This window comes from Bacteroides sp. UBA939 (assembly GCF_002293435.1).
GTDB lineage: Bacteria > Bacteroidota > Bacteroidia > Bacteroidales > Bacteroidaceae > Bacteroides.
In genome coordinates, this window is sequence record NZ_DBDF01000027.1 from 1 (window position 1) to 22,676 (window position 22,676).

The window sequence follows — 22,676 nt, forward strand, 5'->3', positions numbered from 1 at the left end:
GGAACATGCGGGGTGGTGACGTCACATAGTCCGCTATGTTCCTCTTAAAAACAGAAAAATATCCTCAAAAACAACTCTTAAAAGAGAACTGAATAAATTTAAAACAGCTTCTAAGATTGTGTCATAAGTCGAAAAGACAATAAAATACCCTTGCTGTAATATACTACAGCAAGGGTTTTTTATAGGAGCAGGCTTTTGGCGAAGCCTCTTATTTAATCCGTGCCTGAAACCATCAGTTTATTCTTCCGCCTGGAACTTGCGGCTTACCTTCATCAGATTGATAGTATTGGTCACCACATTCTGTGCTTCCTGTATCATTGTCAAATAAACCATGCTGACTTTGATACTTCCGGATTGGTTTTGGATGCGCTGTAACTCTTCACGTTTCAGGTGAGTCAATTGCCCGTTCAGGTTATTCGCTTTGCGAATTTCATTTTCAAGTTCTTCATAATCATTGTGATCCAATTTGTGGCGGCAAACTTGTAACAGATAGGTTATATCCTCCGTGACATCTGTAAACTCACCCTTTTGAATAGCGTCAAACGGCTTGAAATTATTGTCAATATGTTCCAGGCACGGTTCGCAGAGACGACCGACACTATATACCAGTTCGCTGGCGAAATCATTGCCCTGATAATAATATAACCCTTTCTCCAATACAGTGTTGTTGTCAAGGCGGCACATGGCAAGAGCGCCCGTACGTTTCATCTGTTTGAGAAGTTGCTTTTCGAACTTCACCGCCCCCATAGAACGGCGTAGACCCCGAAGATTTTCGTGCACGAAAGCGGTAACGGTACGTTCCAAGTTCTCTTCCGTAAATTCCAGTATCTTGCTTAACTCTTCGCGGGTGTGTTTCCGCAACAGATTCAAGATTTCGGCATTGTCACTGCTTTGCATCAGTTGCTTGATTGTTTCGTTGCCTTTTTCCTTAGCTTTACGTTTCTTGAACATCAACTGGCTGCGAATCAGTAGGAATACTGCCAACCCGATCATTGCTACGATAGCAACCGTACCTCCGTAATAGATAAGTATAGCGACAAAGAAACAGAAGGTAAATGCAGCTCCGGCTGTAATGAACCAACCACCGATAACGCTCAGTACGCCTGTAATACGGAATACGGCTGAATCGCGTCCCCAGGCACGGTCGGCAAGCGAACTACCCATAGCGACCATAAATGTTACATAGGTAGTTGAGAGAGGTAATTTAAGGGAAGTACCCAGAGCAATAAGCAAACCTGCCAATACAAGGTTTACGGCAGCTCTGACCAGGTCGAACGCTGCACCGTTGGCAATGATGGCTTCATCTTTACGGAAGCGGGTGCCTATCCACCGTTTGCTGCTTTCGGGCATAATCTTTGAAATCCCATTGGATAATCCAAGACTGAAGCGTACCAGTGTACGTGCAATAGGAGTACTACCGAACGTTTCTTCACCTTCATCTTGCCGTGATAAATCCACAGATGTTTTAATTACGTTATGCGCTTTCTTGGAAGTGTACAGTGCATAAACCATAATGGCGCCCGCACCGAAAAGGAAATACCAAGGTGTTTTGGCAGGTCCGAGGAGTGAAGTCATCAGAAAACTGTCAGCGCCAATTCCGCTACCATTGGCAGTATAGTCCATAAAAGAAGAATAACCTGCCAGAGGTACTCCGATAAAGTTAACCAGGTCATTACCGGCGAAAGCCAGCGCCAATGCAAAAGTACCCAGTAGCACTACTACTTTAAATACGTTTACTTTCAGCCAGTGCAGAATCTGCATCAATATGGTGAAGAAAACAAAAGAGCAGCCGATAAGCATGGCGGTATTTTCCTGTATCCAATGCTTATTGTCGGCTGTCATGAATGAACTGTCTTTTAATCCTTTGATAAGCATGAAGTAAATGATGGATGTGGCGGCAATACCACCGAAAAGTCCGATACTGTACTTCATCCGTTTGGTATAATTAAAGGTAAAGATGACGCGTGCCAACCACTGTACCAGCATACCGAAAAAGAAAGCGATAGCTACAGACAGGAAGATACCCATGATGACCGACAGGGCTTTATCCGTATTAATGAGGTCTGCCAAGCCAAGCGAATCGTTGCTATATACTTTGATAAGCGCCAAGGCGAATGTTCCTCCCAACAACTCAAATACCATGGAAACGGTGGTGGAGGTTGGCATACCCATGCTGTTGAATACATCCAGTAACACAACATCGGTTAACATTACCGCCAGCAGAATACACATAATTTCCGTGAAGTAGAAATGCTGCGGCTGGTAGATACCATGCCGGGCAATATCCATCATGCCATTAGACATGGCGGCACCGATAAATACACCGATCGCTGCAATGAAAAGCACGGTCTTGAAAGATGCTGCCTTTGCTCCGACAGCCGAATTTAAGAAGTTCACCGCATCATTGCTGACTCCCACCATAAGGTCGAAAACCGCAAGGACAAACAGGAAGATAACAATGCAAAGATAAATAGTCTCCATAATAATATATTTTATTTCTGGCTGCAAAGGAACGTAAACCATATTGCAGGGGAATGTCATATATATTACAGAACTGTTACAAAGGGGTTGGAAGTTGAAAATTGAAAGATAATCCGGGTGATTAGCTCGTTATAATTCAGAGTAACTTCATCAAGATTATATTTATGCTTGGGTTACTTCATTTTTGATGAGTATTTATGTGAATCACTGCGAAGCTCTGCTTCGCCAAACCCTATTCCTGATTTTCATTCTTTGTCTTGAGCAGCTCGTAGAATGTGTATTGCGAGCGTACTTTTTCTTTTTGAGGATGATCTGATTTCCAACAGTTTTGCAGGTTTTCATCTACGAAACAGGCTTTGCGTTTATCCTCAAGCTGAATGAATAACATATCCGTCAGCTCCTTGCGTAAATCAGGATCCAATATGGGCGTTACAGCTTCAATACGCCGGTATAGGTTACGACGCATCCAGTCGGGTGAACCAAGGAATAGTTTGGAGTTGCCGCCATTGCCGAAATACCAAATACGGGCATGTTCCAGAAATGTATCTACAATACGTGTTACGCGGATGTTACGACTGTATGGCTGTCCCGGTATCAGGCAACAAATACCACGTACAATCAGGTCTATGCTTACGCCTGCCTGAGATGCTTCATAAAGGCGGTCTATCATGGTAGGATCTTGCAAAGCATTCATCTTCAGTATGATTCGTCCTTTTTTGCCTTTCCGCACCAGTTCTATTTCATGGTCGATAAGGTGGTTCAGTTCCGGTATCAGGTTAAAGCGTGCTACCAGTAAACGGTGAAAGACAGGATTCTCTTTACCTTGCAAGGTTCTGAACAGGTTGTGCAGGTCGTTCACTATTATGGGGTTGCAGGTGAATAAGCCGCTGTCGGCATAGAGTGTGGCGGTCTTTTCATTAAAGTTACCGGTGCTGATATGGGCGTAACCCGGCAGCTTGGCGCCGTCTTTGCTTCGCCGTAATATGAGGGCGACTTTGGCATGTACTTTTAACTTGGGTATGCTATATATGATATTAATACCTGCCGCTTTCATCATCTCGGCGGTGGCAAGATTGTTCTCTTCGTCAAAACGAGCTTTCAACTCCACGAAAACAGTTACTTTCTTACCGTTCTGTGCGGCGGCTATCAGTGTATTGATTACGGCTGAGTTCTCGGCAACACGGTATTGGGTTATCATTATCTCACGTACGGTGGGTTCGTGAACCGCTTCGTACAGGAAGTGAATGAAGTGATCGAACGAGTGGTAGGGATGGTGTAGCAGCAAATCTTTCTTTTCCACATATTGAAATACGGATTCCCGCTCGTTGAGGCATGTCAACTTCATGGGTTGAGGCTTCCGGACAGGGTGTATATCCGGGTTAGGGTTAGGCAAATGACGCAAGTCTTCGAGATTAAGATGTTTGTCGCCGGGTACCAGCTCGCGACGGTCGATATGGAAAGCGTCTACCAGAAAGTCCAGAAAGTCCTGTGGCATGGCACGGTCGTACACAAAGCGGCAGACGTCTCCTATCTTGCGCTTTTTCACTTTGCTTTTTACTTGCTCGATGATTTCCGAAGTATTGGCGGTATCATCTATCAGAATATCCGCGTCGCGGGAGATTTTGATACTGTAACTGCTGTCCACTTCATAGCCGGGGAATATCGTGTCGATATTGGCTTTGATAATGTCTTCAATGAACATCAGGTAGTAGTTGTTTCCTACTTTGGGCAGTTCAATAAAGCGGGGCACTTTGCTGTATGGTTGCTTCATGACGAAATATTGCGTCCGTCCGGGAGCGCCGGGTGGTAGTTCCTTCAGATACAGGCGGACGGCAAGATAGAGGCGGTTGTCCCGCAGAAAGGAGATTACCTTATCTTTGGATACCGGTACCGGTTGAAGGTATGGGAATATCTCTTCCCGGAAGAAGCGCCGGACGAACTCATGATGGAAAGGCTCTACATTGCGGCTTTGATAGAAAATGATGTGATTCTTCTTCAGTTCGGGCAGTATCTTTTGTTCGTAAATGCGGATACGCTCCTCCAACTGCCGGTTTACTTCGAGATTGATGGCATCTACCAGTTCGGTGGCGGATTGCACGTTTTCCTCATCACTTTGCGCGGCGCCGGTAGCTATGGCTTTGTGGTCGGCTACACGTATCTTATAGAATTCTTCCAGATTAGACGAATAAATAGAAATAAAGTTAATGCGCTCATACAGAGGCAATGTGTTGTCTTCTGCTTCCAGCAGTACGCGGTAGTTGAATGATAGCCAACTGATGTCACGCTTAAAATATCTGTTTTCCATAAACTTATATTAAGTTGATTCCCCAAATATAGTTACCTTTGCACAGATAAACAAAAGAAAAATGACGAAAGTTGGTTTATTATCCGATACGCACGGATATTGGGACGAAAAGTATCTGCAATATTTTGAATCGTGCGATGAAATATGGCATGCCGGTGATATCGGTTCGCCGGAAGTTGCGCAGAAGTTGGCGGCGTTCCGTACCTTTCGTGCTGTGTATGGCAATATAGACGGGCAGGATATCCGTGTTGTTTATCCGCAAATCAACCGGTTTACGGTAGATGGAGCGGAGGTGTTGATAAAACATATCGGCGGTTATCCGGGTAATTACGACCCTTCGATACGGGGAAGTCTTCTGACGCGTCCACCCAAACTCTTTATCAGCGGACACTCCCATATATTAAAGGTGAAATATGATAAAACATTGGATATGCTGCATATTAATCCCGGGGCTGCCGGTATCTCCGGATTTCACAATGTGCGTACCATGGTGCGATTCGTGGTAGACCATGGTGCTTTCAAAGACCTTGAAGTAATAGAATTGGCAGGCTGAAAGCAACAACAATGAACTTGATATTCATGCTTTGTTGTTGTGATATTTAGTTTAAAAAACTTCTAAGATTATTTTGTACTACATTCAGTTTACACTATCTTTGTCGCCTGAATAGATCACCGAGAGCCGTGGGGCATAGTCCTCCTTCTTATTTTATTCTACATTTGTATAAAACCGAAAAAAGAACTGAAATATGAAAGGAATTATTCTTGCCGGTGGCAGCGCCACCCGTCTTTACCCCTTATCAAAGGCTATTTCCAAGCAGATTATGCCCGTGTATGACAAGCCGATGATTTATTATCCGCTCTCCACGCTTATGTTGGCGGGGATACGCGAAGTGCTGATAATCTCTACTCCACGTGACTTACCCATGTTCCGTGACTTGCTCGGTACAGGCGAGGAACTCGGAATGTCTTTCTCTTATAAGATACAGGAAAACCCCAATGGATTGGCACAGGCTTTTGTGTTGGGATCCGAATTCCTGAACGGTGAACCGGGATGTCTCATTCTGGGTGATAACATGTTCTACGGGCAAGGATTTTCCGCAATGTTGAAGCGTGCCGCTTCTATAGATAAAGGAGCGTGTATTTTCGGCTATTATGTGAAAGACCCGCGCGCTTATGGTGTAGTAGAATTTGATGCTGACGGAAATGCCATCTCCCTTGAAGAAAAGCCTGCGCACCCCAAGAGCAACTATGCTGTACCCGGTCTTTATTTCTATGATTCTACCGTAACTGCCAAAGCTGCGTCTCTGAAACCTTCCGCCCGTGGTGAATATGAAATTACCGACCTCAATCGTCTTTATCTGGATGAAGGTACCTTAAAGGTTGAAATCTTTGGCCGTGGTTTTGCATGGCTCGATACGGGTAATTGCGACAGTCTGCTGGAAGCAAGCAACTTTGTGGCTACCATACAGAACAGGCAAGGTTTCCGGGTCAGTTGCATTGAAGAAATAGCATGGCGTAAGGGGTGGATAGATGTAGACCAACTCTATCGTCTGGGCGAACAGCTTGGCAAGACGGAGTATGGTACGTACCTGATGGAGCTTGCCGACTCCTATCGCTAACCAATTCATAATTCATAATTCATGAAAACCTATCTCGTAACCGGCGCTGCCGGATTTATCGGCGCCAATTATATCAAGTATATCCTGGCAAAGCATAATGACGCCAAGGTTGTTATACTTGATGCATTAACATACGCCGGTAACCTTGGAACCATCGCTAAAGACATTGATGATGAACGTTGTTTCTTTGTAAAAGGCAATATTTCCGACCGGACGCTTGCTGATGACCTGTTCGCCAAATTCAAATTTGACTATGTGGTGAACTTTGCTGCCGAAAGCCATGTAGACCGTAGCATTGAAGACCCGCAGCTTTTTCTTGTGACCAATATTCTGGGAACGCAGAACTTGTTGGATGCGGCACGCCGCGCATGGGTCACCGGTAAGGATGAAAACGGTTATCCCGCCTGGCGTAAGGGAGTGCGTTACCATCAGGTTTCAACAGATGAAGTGTATGGTTCCTTAGGTGCCGAAGGCTACTTCACCGAACAAACTCCGCTGTGTCCGCATAGCCCTTACAGTGCGTCGAAGGCCAGTGCCGATATGGTGGTTATGGCTTATCACGACACGTATAAGATGCCGGTAACCATCACCCGTTGTTCCAATAACTATGGTCCGTATCATTTCCCTGAGAAACTTATTCCGCTGATTATCAAGAATATCCTTGAAGGAAAGAAACTTCCGGTATATGGCGATGGCAGTAACGTACGTGATTGGCTGTATGTGGAGGATCATTGCAAGGCTATTGATTTGGTGGTTCGCGAAGGTGTTGATGGTGAAGTTTACAATGTGGGCGGCCATAACGAGAAGACTAATCTTGAGATAGTGAAACTGACTATCGCTACGATTCATAGCCTGATGGAGAAACAACCGGAGTATCGTGAAGTTCTGAAAAAGAAGATAAAGACTGCCGATGCTCAGATTGATATCAGTTGGATTAACGACGACCTGATAACTTTCGTGAAAGACCGTCTTGGTCATGACCAACGTTATGCTATCGACCCCGCGAAAATAAGCGATGCCTTAGGCTGGTATCCTGAAACTAAGTTCGAAGTTGGAATCGTAAAGACTATCGAGTGGTATCTGGATAATCAGATTTGGGTAGAGGAAGTTACCAGTGGGGATTATCAGCGCTACTATGAGAATATGTATGGGAAGAGGTGATTATAAGTACAGGTATATAGATTTGGAAATACGGATTATTATTGCGTAATTTGCGTAACGTTAATAGTGTAACGCGAAAAGTGTAATATGAAAAAAGAAGTTGAAAATCCTTTCCTTGAGTACGGCTATGTCAGTCCGAAATACTTTTGCGACCGTGAACGGGAAACTATTGAGATAATTTCATCACTGAAAAACGGTAGAAACCTAACCCTCGTCTCCCCACGGCGTATGGGTAAAACGGGTCTGATAAAGAATGTTTTCTATAAACTTCGTGAGCAGCAACCCGATATCGTTACTCTCTATATGGACATTTTCCCAACGCAGAATATGGGAGAATTTGTCCGGTTGTTTGCCGGTACAGTACTTGGGCAGTTAGATTCTGCGCCACAGAAAGCAATGTCGCGCATTACCAAGTTTGTTAAAAGTATCCGTCCAATGTTTACATTAGACGAGTTTTCGGGTAAACCGCAGGTAACAATTGATGTGTCGCCAATGACTGAACAGGCTACACTCAAAGAGATTTTTGATTACCTTGCTTCCTCCGAACAACAGTGCTATATTGCCATTGACGAGTTTCAGCAGGTGACCGAATATCCTGAAAAAGGACTTGAAGCTGCACTTCGTTCCTATATTCAAGACCTGCCGAATGTCCATTTCATATTTTCCGGCAGTCGCCAACATGTGATGCAGGAGATGTTCCTTTCGGCAAAGCGTCCGTTCTACCAGAGTGCGCATACCCTTTCCATCGGTAGTATCGACAAACATATATACTATGACTTTGCAGCGGAGTTTTTTGCCGGACGTAGCCTTTCCGAAGAGACTTTTTCATATATTTATGATACTTTCGGAGGACATACCTGGTATATTCAGGTTATCCTCAACCGCCTTTACGGTTATTGCAGGAAAGTAGATCTGTTGTTGGTGCAGCGTGCGATAGAACAGATTATCGCTGAAAACATGTATGCCTACGAAACTCTTCTTGCAGCTTATCCGCAAGGTAGTATCAAGCTCTTGAAAGCAATAGCCAAAGCGGGTTCGGTGAAAGAAGTCAACTCCAGTGGATTCATTGCAGCGAACCGTCTTAAGGCTGCCAGCAGTGTAAACGTTTCCCTTCGTAAACTCCTTGATAAGGAGTTAATCTATAAATCGATCGACGGCTACATGGTTTACGACCGGTTTATGGCAATCTGGCTCAAACAGTTACCTTATTAATCTTCAGAAAACATAAGCAAGACTATCGGCTTTAACTCCTTAACTCCTAACGGAGTGATAACTACTTTAGCTCCCGCAGTGTGAATAATGCAGGTTAGTGTAAGATTATTATCATACTGAGAATTATCCCCATAAGCAGCATATTACGTGAAGTTTCACCTAATATGCTGTTTAGTTTCTTGCCACTTCGTATCTGCACCATTCGTTTCCAGGTGCGCACATGGGCATAGAGATAGAAGAAAGGCAGGATGATGCCTGCCGGATTCCATCCCCAAGCGAACCGGAAACAAAGACAGGCGGCGATGATGCCGAGCCAGAGATATAAGTACCTTCCGAAAGGTTCTCCAAAGCGGACGATAAGCGTACGTTTGCCGCTGAGGACATCCTGGTCACGGTCACGATAGTTGTTTACTACTAATAAGGTATCTATTACCAAGCCGCAGATAAGCGAAGCGACTATGACATCCGGCGTAATCGTGTAAGCCTGTACATAGTACGTACCGCCTACGGGGATAAATCCGAAGAATATAAGTACCAGCAAATCTCCCCAACCTTGATAGGAGAGGACGGTGGTGTACAGGAAAGCGAATACTACGCAGAACACTCCTAATGCAACCAGTTCCCATCCGCCGTGAGGAAATAGCCCCCAGCTATCGTATAAGATTCCGCAGCCGGCAAGGCAAGAGAACGTGACCGTGAGAATAATACCCAGTTTCATTGCACCCGGTGTAATCCAGCCTTGGGCACAGGCGCGCTCCGGGCCGAGGCGGTCTTCGCGGTCGGTTCCTTTTAGATAATCGAACAAGTCGTTGATTAAGTTGGCGGCAATCTGCATACCACAGGCGAAAAGCAGGCACAGCAAAGCGGGCGTAACTCTAAGTTGCTCGTCGGTAAATGCCAGTGCGGTACCTACAAGTACCGGTATGATGGCTCCTGTCAATGTCTTGGGGCGGGCGGCGAGGAGCCATGCAGGGAATGAATTTTGCTTAATCTCTTTCATCTGCTTAATCTTTAGTATATTCTGCATTTTCCGGCAAACTTACATAAATTCATTCGTATTTTATGTTGGTTGGATAAAGAAAGCTATTTTCTTTAGAGGAAAAACCGGAGTTGTCATTCTGTCACTTTGTATTTTAAGTTGGNNCCGAAGGCAAGGTTGGTTGGAAATACGCGAGCGAAAATCGGTAAGTGCCAGACTGATAGCGAGATATCGAAATACGTACATTTATTCTGGAACAAAATACCTCCCCAAAAGTACTCTTCTAAGAGGACAAGCGTGTATAATAAGCCATTTACTTATAGGTAACAAGTGAACTACTTACAGGTAGTTAACGATCTACTTATAGATAGTTAGTGTTCTACCTCTAAGTAACTGGCTTCTTTTGCATAAACAGCCTGTAAATATGCAATAATATACAAAATTAGTGCATCATTATTCTTTGTTTATTCATCAAGCACTCTAAAAGATGAATTTATAAATCAAGGCGTGTTATGAAAAGCCGGATAATGCTATCATAATGAATGTGAATAGCTGTTATTCATTGTCATTTAGATATCTCCGCAAGCTTTAAAAAGTATCTCTGTTTTATTCCTTCCGTATCTTCTTCCGGCATCAACACTATCCCCAGATTCTTCTTTCCGTCCATCTTCACAACGATAGGCTGTTTGAAATGAACGTGGCGCAGATACTTGTTTTCGAATACGGCGGGTTGCGCATTAAGAAAGTCCTGATTGTATACGCCATCGTTCATAAAGGCGTTGATGGTAAAGTAACCGACACCGAAAGAAGTCAGGTTCTGGAAGAAGTGCGTCCCTTGGCTGGGGTCGACACGATAATTAGTCAGCCCGGCCTCCACGATAACACGGGCGGCGCTGATATGGGGCCACTTCACAGGAATACCAAGCCAGGAGTCGCTGCTTCCCCAACGTCCGGGACCAACCAACACATAGTTTTTCTTCTCGTTCAGGAATCTCTGGTTCAGTTTCTCTATTTCCCACGCTATTTCCTGATTGTGGGACGCACTGTAATCATCTGTTTTCACATAGACAATGTCGTGCATGTCATTCATAATCCCATGTCCGAGGGAGTGGTCGGAACGAAGCAGAACTCTCTCATCCGAGATTGCCGACAAGTCTTCGTCAAGCATCTCCTTTGTATCAACAATGGGACGTATCTGCAAGAGATAGAACGTACCCGTCTTATCCCGTTCGCGGTTCATGGTAGCGGCAAACTCTATTTCTACGGGTCGGCGCATTTCCTGCTGGCCGTATTTCAATATCAACTGAAGGATATGCGCCAGAGGGAATACGTCGTGTTGCAGGATATTGGCGAAAGTAATAACCTTACGTCCGCCCGGATACAAACCGTCACGGATTATCTGGTCGTACGGGTCGTAAGTGGAAGCAATATACTTCAGCGAACCGTCCTTTTCCGCTTCCTTTACGTGTAGCTTCAGTAAGTTGAAACCGTCGTCTATGGAAAAGTCATGCCCTGCATTGCGTAAGTCGAGAGCATAGAAGCGGGTCTGCGTTTCCTTCAAGGCTATCTCCATTTCGCTGGTTTGCAGTATCTGGTGAGGATGGTAAGGAGAGAAACGCAGCGTCATTCCGCCGTCCACGATGTATTTCCCCAAACCGAGGGCAAGATTCACAGTACCTTCTTCCGGCTTTTCATCACCGATGGGATAATAGTTCAGCGAGCGCGCCACGCCCGACATGGAAGGATAGTAACGGTCGCCGTACTGATTGCCTACAACTTCCTGCAGAATAACCGCCATCTTCTCCTGATCAATAACGTTGCTGGTGGCTTGCATATACGCTTTGCTGTCGCGGAAGTAAACCGAAGCATATACCCCTTTGATGGCGTCGGACAACATGCGGAGCATTTCATACTTATCATCCAGATAAGGAACCATGTACGTATTGTATATTCCGGCAAAGGGCTGGTAATGCGAATCTTCCAACAAAGAAGACGAGCGGATGGCAAGAGGTGACTTCACCACGTCGAAGAAAGTGAAGAAGTCCTCCACCAGACGGTCGGGTAACTTGGCTTTCAGGAAACAACGCAGGATAACACTGTCCTCGGCATCGGAAAGCGCCACCTGATACAGGTTGTTTGTCTCCATAAACTCGTCGAACACGTCGGTACACAGTACCACGGTTTTAGGAATAGCGACGCGGGCATTGTCGAATTCCTCAAACTCGGGATAATGCTTCACCATATTATCTATAAAAGCAAGTCCGCGTCCTTTGCCTCCCAACGAACCGTCGCCGATGCGGGCGAAGTTGGAGTAACGGTCGAAACGCTCGCGCCTGAATACTGCCACCACGCCCTGGTTCTTCATCTTGCGGTATTTGACGATAGCCTCGAAAATGATTCTCCGGTGGGCGTCCACATCTTGCAGGCTGCTCCAGGTGATGGGCTTAAGGAACTCTGCTATGGGGAACATGGCGCGTGAGTAGAGCCAGCGGCTGATGTGGTTGCGGCTGATGTGATAGAGGAACGACTCCGCCGGTACGGCGAAGAGGATGTTTTGCAGTTCTTTCAGGTTCTTTACGCGGGCAATCTCTTCCAGCGTGTCGGGATTGCGGAAGATGAAATCGCCGAAACCGAAGTTGTCCGATACGATGCGCCGCAAGTCTACGTCCATCTTCTTGGAGTTCTTGTCAATAAAGGCGGCGGCGTACTTGGAAGAGTACAGAACGTTTTCCGATTCGGATGATTGTATAATGAGCGGCATGAACGGTTCTTCCTTGCGGATAACGGAACAGAGTTTGATTCCGGCGATTCTGTCGTTCTCCCCGCCTTCCACGTGTGGAAAGGAAACGTCGGTGATTACTCCCAGAATGTTGTTCCTGTATTTCTCGTAGATGCCGATAGCTTCTTCGTAAGTGCGCGCCAGTACAATCTTGGGACGCCCTCTCATGCGCAACGTGCGTTGGTGGGCATTCAGGGCCTCGGTACTGAATTCCTGGCTCTGCTTCAACACGAACTTATAGAGATTGGGCAGTACGGACGAGTAGAAACGGATACTGTCTTCCACCAATAAAATAACCTGTACGCCTACTTCGTTCACATCGTGCTCCAGATTCATCTTATCTTCTATCAGCTTGATGATGGACAACAACAAGTCCGTGTTTCCCAACCAGCAAAAAACATATTCGAAAGCGCTCAGGTCTTCGTTGGCAATCCGGTTGGTAATGCCGTGGCTGAACGGGGTCAATATCACTACCGGTATGTTTTCGTACAAGTCCTTGATATGCCTTGCTACATCGAAACCTTCATTGTCTCCCGTTCCGGGCATACAGATAATAAGGTCGAACGGTACGGTAGAGAGTTGCGCCAACGCCTCCTCGAATGTAGATACCTGGGTGAAGCGGGGCGGGTAACGCAAGGAGAGGGATGTATATTCGTTGAACATCTTTTCGTCAATGCGCCCGTCGTCCTCCAACATGAAGGCATCGTAAGGATTGGCTATCAGAAGAATGTTGAAAATACGTCGCGTCATCAGATTGGCGAACTGTGTATCTTTGAAATAAAGCTGGTTTAATTTAAGCTTGCTAAGCATAGACTCTTCTTTTATTATTTGGGGATTTGACTGACAAAATACGCTCTTTTTCCGGTGAAATGCAAGTAAAGCAGAGGTATTATATTATATTTGCTCGTATTATTGCATCCGGAAAAAAGAATAGTATGAAAAACAACTTAGTAACATTAAAGCGCCGGTTTATTTTGTTTGCATTTATTTCATGGCATACTTGTCTATTTGCCGGTTCTTTCCATCACCTTAATATCAGTGAGGGCTTGAGTAGCAGGCAGGTTTATCAGATTTGCAAGGACTCTGCCGGATTTATCTGGGCTTATACCCACATGGGGGTAGACCGTTATGACGGAAACGAAATAAGACACTATAAACTGGATGAGACGATTGAGTCGAGAAATCACATCCTGTCTTTTACCGTTATGAAGATAGATGTGAGCGGAAACCTTTGGATTGCTTTAAGAAATGGTAGAATCTACAAGTATGACAGCTTGAAGGATGCCTTTCACTTGCAGACGGATTTATCACAGTTCCTTTCTTCTACGATACTGAATGATATAGAGTTTGATGACGGTAAAGGTTTGTGGCTATGTACTTCAACGGGAGTGTATCATTGGAGTAGTGAAAGCAACAGCTTGTCTCCGGCGGGAGTGATAGGCGAATGGACCAGTTGCATTATAAAAAGCGGGAACGACGCCTTCTATGTCGGCACTAATACCGGGGTTTATAGACTGAATAGAATAAAGGCTACTCATCAGTTGCAGAAAGAGCAGGTCGCGCTTCCTGTGGAGGCACGTATAGAAAGCCTGTTCCTATACGGTCGGAAACTGTATATAGGAACCTTCTCGAATGGTGCATTTGTAGTTGAACTTCAAACCGGATATGTGAAATCCCTTAACGACTTTGTTCCCGATATACCCGTCCGTGCCTTTGCTCACGACAAAGGGCACGCTATCCTGGTAGGAGTAGACGGCGCCGGTATCTTTAAAATTGATGAAGCGGACGACAGGTTGTTAATTCACTATATCACCGATGAAGATGATGACAACAGTCTGACCGGTAATACGGTTTCCGATATCTGTGTGGACGAATATGGCGGAGTCTGGGTAAGTACCAATACGAATGGTGTAAGTTATATGGCCTTTGACGGCGCCGATGTACGATGGATAAAGCATGCACGGAATAATTCTTCTTCATTAAGTTCGAATCATGTGAATGTGATGATTCAGGACTCGGAAGGCGATTATTGGTATGGAACCAATGACGGAATCAGTCTTTACCAGGCGAAAACGAAACGGTGGACACATTTCCTTAACGGAAAGAGAACACCTTATTTATCTGTTGTACTGGCTCTTTGTGAAGATAATGAAGGATACGTTTGGGCAGGCGGCTATGGTATCGGCTTGCACCGTATTAATAAAAGGAACGGCGAGGTCAGGAAAATGCCGAACCGGGATAAACTTTCCGGTCGCGGCATATCCACTGACTATATCTATGCGATTCACGCCGAAGGCGATTGTCTGTGGTTCGGAGGCATCGAAGGCGATTTTGTCCGTTACAATAGAAGGAACGATGTATATACGTATTATCCGATTAATTGTATCGGCGATATAAAGTATGGTGATAAGAACACGCTATTGCTGGCAGCTTGTGACGGATTGGGCTATTTCGATAAGACTACCGGAGAAGTCAGGTGGCAGCAACAGTTCGGCGATGTAACCTTGAACTATCCGGTTCGTTGCTTGTTTCGTTCATCATCCGGTGATATCTGGCTGCTTACGGATGGAGAAGGGTTGATACGTTTTAATCCGCAAACTGAGAAGTCGCGCATCTATACGGTTGCCGACGGGCTTGCATCTAATTCCATCAACAGTATTGTTGAAGACAATAATGGCTATATCTGGTTTAATACGGAGAAGGAGTTGTATTGCCTGGACTTGATTGAAGATATTGTAATGGATGGGAACGACCTGTTGAACATAGGCTGGGGATATTATAATGCAAATGCCGCTTTAAGAACAAAGGATGGGCATTTGGCGTTTGGTACCGCTCAGGGGGTGCTTGTCTTTACACCGGCTTTTGACTTTTCGCGGAGTATGCCCGTCGAACTGATATTTACCGACTTTAAGTTGCCTTATGAATCGGTAATTGCGGGTATGCCCGGTTCTCCGTTAAAAGCAGGTATTAATGAAACGCAGCATCTCAAGCTGGAACATGATCAGAATTCTTTTTCTATTTCCTTTTCGGCCATAAACTTTGTTTCTCCTCATAAGGTCAGGTATGAATACCGGCTGAAGGATCACGAACAGCAGTGGCACCGGGTAGATGCTGTTCGCAGTGTCGATTATATGGACCTCTCTCCCGGAAGATATACTTTTGAGTTGAGGGCTTTTGATAAATATACCCAGTTGCAAGTAGGAGAGCGGGCGGTTGATATACATATTGCCCGTTCGTCATGGGCGTCGTGGTGGGCTATATCTATTTATTTGCTGTTCCTGTTCGTGTTAGCTTACTTGTTTATTCAGTTCATGAAGCAGAGAATGCGCGAGAATAAAATCAATGAGAAGATACAGTCGTTCATCGGTATTGCCCATGACTTGCGTACTCCGGTTACTTTGATAAAACTTCCGTTGAGTGAACTTGAGATGCAGGCGGATCTGCCTGAAGAGAGCAGGAAGAAGTTGGATGTTGCCGTGAAGAATGCAGAAAAGCTGTTCACGATGATTACCCAATTGCTGGATTTGCAAAAAACCGAAGCGCGTTCGGAATATCTGGAAGTTATGTTCTATAATATACAGTCTTACCTGGAAGATAAGTTGTCGGCTTTCCACATGGCGGCTATGCGGAAAGATATAGAACTGTACCTGGAGGTTGAACCCGGTATGCCGGAGGTATGGCTGGATAAAGACAAGATGGATCATATTATGGATAACCTGCTTTCAAATGCGCTGAAGTACACAGAAAAAGGAAGTATCGGTGTGATAGTGGGGCAAAGCAAAAGCAAGTGGTCGATTACAGTGAAAGATACAGGCATTGGAATTCCGGAGGAAGAGCAGAAGAATATCTTTAATGAATATTACCGCGCCAAGAATGTGATGAACTTACAGGAGCAGGGCATAGGAATGGGGCTGATGATTACTTGCAGAATCATAAAGCAGCATCACGGAAGGATAGAGTTTAGGAGTAAGGAGAATGAGGGAAGTGCGTTTACCATTACATTCCCGAAGAAATTGAAGTCGGGAATGGTGATTGCCGTGAACGAAGAACTACAGGAAACAATGAAGGTTTCATCATCCCGGATAGAAAAAGAACAGACGGGCAAGAATACTCTGCTGTTGGCGGAAGACGATAAGGATATGCGTGACTATCTTGTGGATAGCCTATCTTCAGAATACAAGGTGGTCAGTGTTCCTGATGGAGGAAAGGCTTTAGAGATGGCAAAGGAGATGAATCCGGATATCATCATTTCGGATATTATGATGCCGGTTATTCAGGGAGATGAATTGTGCCGGATATTGAAGTCTTCTGTTGAGACCAGCCATATACCGGTAGTACTGTTGACCGCTCTCAGCGAAAGGGAGAATATTATTTTAGGATTGGAAGCCGGTGCGAATGATTATGTAATCAAGCCTTTCGATTTGTCGGTGCTGAAGGTAAGGCTCCGCAATATACTTCAGAGCAGACAGCACTTGCGTGAAAAGCTCTTGTCTATTAATATATCTAATGCAGCACCCATAGACGATGTGGATTACGGCAGCCACCTGGATAAAGAATTCTTAGACGCTGCATTAGAGATTATCAATGATAACATGAGTAACCAGCATTTCTCAATCAGCGACTTCTGTAACTTGATGGGAATGAGCCGTACTTCTACTTACAATAAGATAAAAACTTTAACAGGATTGCCGCCAAACGACCTCATTCGTTTCGTTCGTTTGAATAAGGCGAAAGAGATTTTAGCGTTACGTAACCACGGAGTCGGAGAGGTGGCTACAATGGTTGGATTTGCTGATGCGAAGTATTTCAGTACTTGCTTTAAAAGGCAGTTTGGAGTGAGGCCAAGTAATTTGTAGAGCAAAAAAACAGATTTTAAACCAAATAAGATAGAAAACAAACCTTTAGGATAGGAAACAAACCTTTTTTGTTAGATAATGAACCCCTGTTTCCTTGATTCTGCGTAATATTGTAGTCAATAGTAAACTAAAAAAAATGCAGAAGAGAAGATGGAAACTTATTTAGGTTTAGACTTAGGGGGAACGAAATTACTGATTGGCGAGATTGATAGTCACGGTAATATATTGAAGTACAAAAAATATGACTCCGGCTACTTTAATCAACAGGCGGCGCTGGACATTATTAAGTCGTCTCTGGACGATTACATTGAAACCGTAGGCTGGTATGACAAGAAGCCTTTAGCAATGGGGGTAGGCTTGATAGGACGGGTAGATCCTAATCAAGGTATTTGGTTGCAGATAGACCCCAGCAGGACGCATCCTGTTGCATTGGCCAAAGAACTATCAGATATATATGGTATGCCTTGTCATATAGATAATGATGTGAAAAGCGCTACCCGGGCGGAGCGTGTCTGGGGTTTCGGACAAATATCCAAGAACTTCATATACTTGAATATCGGTACGGGTATTGCAATCGGTACGGTGGTGCATGGACGTCAGATACGTGGCAGCCATTTCAACGCCGGCGAAGTAGGGCACGTACGGGTAGGGGTAAATGTAGGTATCAAATGTACATGTGGAAGAATCGATTGTGTAGAAGCCATAGCTTCGGGTACAGGTTTTGACCGTTGTGCCAGATTGCTGCGCGAACACTATGAAACAGACCTGCATATTCCCGCCGACCAAGGAGAAAGAATACCGGTTAGCGAGATTTTTGCATTGAGCCGGAAAGGCGATCCATTGTGTGTGAAGCTCGTGGAGAATGCTTCTGATGCGTTGGCTAACCTTATTATGAATCTGGTACGGGTAACGGATCCCGAGATAATAGTTTTGGGTGGCGGTGTTGTAGCCGACGGATACATTCACGCTAAGGTACTGGAGTTGCTGAACCCCGTCACAATGCGTTTTGTAAGCAATGGTGTTGTTATAACCAAGTTGAACCCTGAGTTCATCGGGCTTCTGGGCGCAGGAGCTGTGGCTATGAATATGTAGATGATCCCTTAATATATAATGTAGAGTTTATGAAGATAACGATAACGAATGACGAAAGAGCATTTGACTGTACTGCAGCATGGCGTATAATCGGAGAGATTTTGAGTAAGCCGGACTGTGTCATTGGACTTTCTACCGGGCGTACTACCGGAAACTTGCACCGCATTGTGGGAGAAATATATTCCCATTATCCCTTTGATGCTTCCAAAGTCACTTTTGTGGGATTGGATGAAGTGGTGAACGTACCGCGCGAGTATGTGGGAGCCTGTTATACCATGTTGAAGACGGAATTGATAGACACCTTATTAATAAAGGAAGAGAACTTCCTGATGTTACCTACCATTTCCGACAATTTCGATAGAGACTGTATCGCTTTTAAGGAAGAGATAGACAGGCGCGGAGGAATCGACCTGTTGATTCTGGGATTGGGCGAGAATGGACATCTGGGCTTTAACCAACCCCACTCACCTTGGGGGCATGAAGTCTGGATTACTGACATGAACCCGGAACTGGAGGAGCGTATCCGCAGAGAAACCCTAACTCCGGTGGAGAAAGAATTGAGAGGAGCAACCTTGGGGCTTAAGAGTATTATGAATGCCCGCAAGATTGTACTGGTAGCAAAAGGTTATAATAAAGCCGGTATTGTGAAGCAAATGCTTGAAAGCCCGGTGATTGCCGGTGTTCCCGCTTCCATCCTTCAGTTGCATCCCAATTGTGAATTCCTGCTGGACAGTGCTTCCGCCTCCGAACTATCTTAACCTGCAGTATGAATAATACAGGTTAGAAGCTGTTTTGAATTTATTCTTAAAACAATCTTATGATATAACTAATGATGACACAACAAGAAAAACAAATCAGTTACATGAGACCATTCCTTACCATGGTCTTCCTGTTCCTTATCGTTGGCTTTTTGACTACAGCCAATACCCAGTTTCAAGGCCCGCTGAAAGAAACATTCCTGCAGAAGGTGGGTGACCTGAAGAATACGTTTGCCACGTTGATTACCTTCTCCTGGTTCCTGGCATATCCTATATGTGGAGGAGTCGGTTCATCCTGGATTAACAGATACGGCTATAAAGGCACGTTGATTCGCGGACTTTGGATTATGATTATCGGTTTAGGCCTCTTTTTCGCTTCCTCTTATTTCACGGTGCAGTTCCCCGATGCCGATATGACGATAGGAGAGAATGTTATTCCTCTGGGATTCTTTATATTCCTGTTAGGCTCTTTTGTTGTAGGCGCTTCGGCCACTATTCTGCAAGTAGTTATCAATCCTTATCTGGCGGCTTCCAGTGTGAAAGGAACGCAGGCCATTCAACGTCTGGCTATTGGCGGTACGGCCAATTCGGTGGGAACCACGATTGCTCCTTACTTTGTGACGGGTGTAGTTTTCGGCGGTCTTGCTATGGAAGATATTCAAATCGGGCAGTTGATGCTACCTTTCTTCCTGTTGATGGTTACCATTGCCGTGATTGTCGTCCTGCTGATGAACCTGTCCCTGCCGGATATTCAGGGAACGCGGGCTGAAAAGGGCGAGAAGCTGGAAAAGAGTGTCTGGTCGTTCCGGCATCTCACGTTAGGCGTGTGCGCCATATTCTTCTATGTGGGAGTAGAGGTATGTATCGGGGCAAATATCAATTTGTATGCCATTGAGCAGAACTATGCCTCTCCGGCATTGATGGCTACTCTTTATTGGGGAGGTATGCTGATTGGCAGATTGGCGGGCAGTTCATTGAGTAAGGTTTCGCCTCGTACGCAGTTGACGGTAACTACCGTTTCGGCTACAGTGCTGACTTTGCTGGCTATTATCTTCAATAATCCTTGGTTGCTGACGGCGGTAGGATTGTTCCACTCTATCATGTGGGGTGCTATTTTCACATTATCCGTGGCCCACTTGGGTAAATACACTTCGGTAGCTTCCGGTGTGTTTATGATAGGTGTGGTGGGCGGCGCCATACTGCCTTTGTTGCAGGGAGTCCTGGCCGATATGTTGGAAGGTTGGAGAAGTTCCTGGTTTATTGTGATTTTTGGGGAGTTATTTATGTTGTATTACGCCTTGATGGGTTCACGTGTCCGTCAGAGGGCTGATTAACTATATATAATATGATGAGAAAAGTAAGATTAATGATTTTGACTGCATGGGCGGTATTGCTGTCGTGCAGTGGTGTGAAAGCGGGAGAGCTAAGCATGGCGGCTGCCCCGAAAGAGAAAGTGATAGTGGCGTATGTAACTTCCTGGAGTAGCATTATGCCCAATCCGCAGTACATGACACACATCAACTATGCCTTTGGGCATGTGACTGAAACGTTTGATGGAGTAGGGATTGACAACGAAGCCCGTCTCCGCTCGATTGTTGCCTTGAAAGCGCAGAACCCGAAGCTGAAGGTGATGCTTTCAATAGGCGGATGGGGAAGCGGTCGCTTCAGTGAAATGGCGGCTGACGATAAGCTCCGCCAGTCGTTTGCCAAAGATTGCCAAAGAGTGGTGAAGGAATTCAAACTCGACGGTATAGACATTGACTGGGAATACCCCACGAGCAAGGCAGCCAATATTTCGGCTTCACCGGACGATACGAAGAACTTCACGCTGTTGATGCGCGATATACGGAAAGCGATCGGAAAGAAGAAGCTGCTGACTCTTGCCACTGTGGCATCTGCCAAGTATATAGACTTCAAGGCTATCCTCGGCTATATTGATTTTGTTAATATCATGTCCTACGACATGGGGAATGCTCCCATACATCACGCCGGGCTTTATCCTTCGAAGAATACAGGTGATATGACAGCCCATACTGCTGTTGAGGCGCATCTCAAGGCCGGTGTTCCGGCTTCCAAACTGACTATGGGAGTACCTTTCTATGGACGCGGCGGTTCCAAGTATCCCAACTTCCGCGACTATCGCAAGGTGGGCGGAACTATCGAATTTGAAGAACGCTGGGACGACACGGCAAAGGTTCCTTATCTGGTAGATAAAGATGATGAGCTGGTATTTGGTTACGAGAATCCCCGCTCGCTGGCTATCAAGTGCCAATATATATTGGACAAAGGACTGCTTGGCGGTATGTACTGGGATTATGCGGGAGATAATACACAAAGTGATTTGCGCCGCACGATATACGAAAGCCTGCTTGTGAAGAAGAAAGGCGAAGCCGCTCCCTGTCAGGTATTGGTGCTGGCAGAGAGTGGTGGCGGGCATCGCGCTTTTACGGATGCCGGTTTGCAATGGCTCGCTAAAGAGAGCGGAGTACAGAACTTTGAGTTGACGGAGATTACTAATACCCAACCTGTTACGGAGGAGTATCTCAACCGCTTCCACCTGATTATTCAGCTTGATTTTCCTCCTTATACATGGGGAGATGAGGCGCAGGCTGCTTTCACCAAGTACATTGACGAGGGGCGTGGCGGCTGGATAGGTTTCCATCATGCTACTTTGTTGGGCGAGTTCGACGGCTATCCTATGTGGCAATGGTTCTCCGACTTCATGGGGGGTATTCGTTTCAAGAGTTACATTGCTCCTCTGGCGGATGGGGTAGTGGTTACTGAAGACACGGAGCATCCGGTTATGGCGGGAGTAAGTAACACGTTTGTGATTCCCGATGATGAATGGTACACGTACGATAAAAGCCCGCGCCGCAATGTGCATGTACTTGCGCACGTGGATGAGTACAGTTACAATCCGGCTTCGGATGTGAAGATGGGGGATCATCCGGTGGTATGGGTTAATGAAGGTAAGAAAGCCCGTAATGTGTACTTCCAGATAGGGCATAGCCCGAAGATGTTTGAAACGGAAGACTTCACGAAGATGTTACGCAATGCTATTGAGTGGACTTTGAAGAAGTGAGTGTGATGTTGTTTTTTAGGCGCGGATTACGCGGATGAATAATATCACGTAAGAAAAGAGTCCGTGTAATCCGCACCTGAAAAACACCTTTTGTCATAATGTCATTTTGTATTTTCTATATGCCTTAGAATGCGATATTTCCGCCCGAAGGCAGGATCGGTTGGAAATATCGAAGCGAAAATTAGTAAGTGTCAGACTGACAGGGAGATATCGAAATACGTACATTTATTCTGGAACAAAATATCTCCTGAAAAGTAGGCTTCTAAGGGAAAAACGTGAATAATAAGTCATTTACTTATAGGTAACAAGTCAATTACTTATAGGTAGCAAGCGATCTACTTATAGATAGTTA

General features: G+C 45.3%; 13 protein-coding genes. 9 read left to right on the plus strand and 4 right to left on the minus strand.

Annotated elements, in window-relative coordinates; genetic code table 11:
* Window positions 1-237: 237 nt before the first annotated feature.
* Window positions 238-2,481 carry an inorganic phosphate transporter gene (locus B2Z67_RS01855; protein ID WP_291528120.1) on the minus strand — a complete coding sequence of 748 codons (2,244 nt, stop codon included), beginning with the start codon at window positions 2,479-2,481 and terminating at the stop codon, window positions 238-240.
* Between the two features lie 232 nt (window positions 2,482-2,713).
* A complete protein-coding gene (locus B2Z67_RS01860; RefSeq protein WP_291528121.1) occupies window positions 2,714-4,786 on the minus strand; it encodes an RNA degradosome polyphosphate kinase in 2,073 nt (690 codons plus the stop codon).
* A gap of 61 nt (window positions 4,787-4,847) precedes the next feature.
* Between B2Z67_RS01860 and B2Z67_RS01865 the strand changes: the two genes are divergently transcribed.
* The 4 genes from B2Z67_RS01865 (at window position 4,848) to B2Z67_RS01880 (ending at window position 8,778) form a co-directional block, all read left to right on the plus strand.
* Window positions 4,848-5,339, plus strand: a complete 492-nt coding sequence (locus B2Z67_RS01865) for a metallophosphoesterase family protein (protein WP_291528122.1) — start codon at window positions 4,848-4,850, stop codon at window positions 5,337-5,339.
* A gap of 193 nt (window positions 5,340-5,532) precedes the next feature.
* Window positions 5,533-6,405: a glucose-1-phosphate thymidylyltransferase RfbA gene (rfbA, locus tag B2Z67_RS01870; protein WP_291528123.1), complete on the plus strand. Its 873-nt coding sequence runs from the start codon at window positions 5,533-5,535 to the stop codon at window positions 6,403-6,405.
* 21 nt (window positions 6,406-6,426) lie between these two features.
* Window positions 6,427-7,566 (plus strand): dTDP-glucose 4,6-dehydratase, encoded by a 1,140-nt coding sequence (gene rfbB, locus B2Z67_RS01875; RefSeq protein ID WP_291528124.1) that lies wholly within the window; start codon window positions 6,427-6,429, stop codon window positions 7,564-7,566.
* 87 nt (window positions 7,567-7,653) lie between these two features.
* Complete coding sequence (locus B2Z67_RS01880) at window positions 7,654-8,778, plus strand: AAA family ATPase (RefSeq protein WP_291528125.1); 1,125 nt, start codon at window positions 7,654-7,656, stop codon at window positions 8,776-8,778.
* Window positions 8,779-8,872: 94 nt separating this feature from the next.
* Here B2Z67_RS01880 and menA read toward each other — a convergent pair whose 3' ends face one another.
* Together menA and B2Z67_RS01890 are read right to left on the minus strand one after the other, a co-directional pair.
* Entirely contained in the window at window positions 8,873-9,778 is a 906-nt protein-coding gene (gene menA / locus B2Z67_RS01885; protein ID WP_291528126.1) for a 1,4-dihydroxy-2-naphthoate octaprenyltransferase, read from the minus strand.
* Between the two features lie 544 nt (window positions 9,779-10,322).
* A complete protein-coding gene (locus B2Z67_RS01890) occupies window positions 10,323-13,346 on the minus strand; it encodes a PEP/pyruvate-binding domain-containing protein (protein ID WP_291528127.1) in 3,024 nt (1,007 codons plus the stop codon).
* Window positions 13,347-13,471: 125 nt separating this feature from the next.
* Between B2Z67_RS01890 and B2Z67_RS01895 the strand changes: the two genes are divergently transcribed.
* From B2Z67_RS01895 to B2Z67_RS01915, 5 genes are all read left to right on the plus strand, one after another.
* Complete coding sequence (locus B2Z67_RS01895; protein WP_291528128.1) at window positions 13,472-17,392, plus strand: hybrid sensor histidine kinase/response regulator transcription factor; 3,921 nt, start codon at window positions 13,472-13,474, stop codon at window positions 17,390-17,392.
* Between the two features lie 150 nt (window positions 17,393-17,542).
* On the plus strand, window positions 17,543-18,484 hold the full coding sequence (locus B2Z67_RS01900) for an ROK family protein (protein ID WP_291528129.1): 942 nt from the start codon (window positions 17,543-17,545) through the stop codon (window positions 18,482-18,484).
* Window positions 18,485-18,513: 29 nt separating this feature from the next.
* Window positions 18,514-19,242 (plus strand): 6-phosphogluconolactonase, encoded by a 729-nt coding sequence (locus tag B2Z67_RS01905; RefSeq protein WP_291528130.1) that lies wholly within the window; start codon window positions 18,514-18,516, stop codon window positions 19,240-19,242.
* A gap of 74 nt (window positions 19,243-19,316) precedes the next feature.
* Entirely contained in the window at window positions 19,317-20,576 is a 1,260-nt protein-coding gene (locus tag B2Z67_RS01910; RefSeq protein ID WP_291528131.1) for an MFS transporter, read from the plus strand.
* Window positions 20,577-20,590: 14 nt separating this feature from the next.
* Window positions 20,591-22,324 (plus strand): glycosyl hydrolase family 18 protein, encoded by a 1,734-nt coding sequence (locus tag B2Z67_RS01915; RefSeq protein WP_291528132.1) that lies wholly within the window; start codon window positions 20,591-20,593, stop codon window positions 22,322-22,324.
* Window positions 22,325-22,676 lie beyond the last annotated feature (352 nt).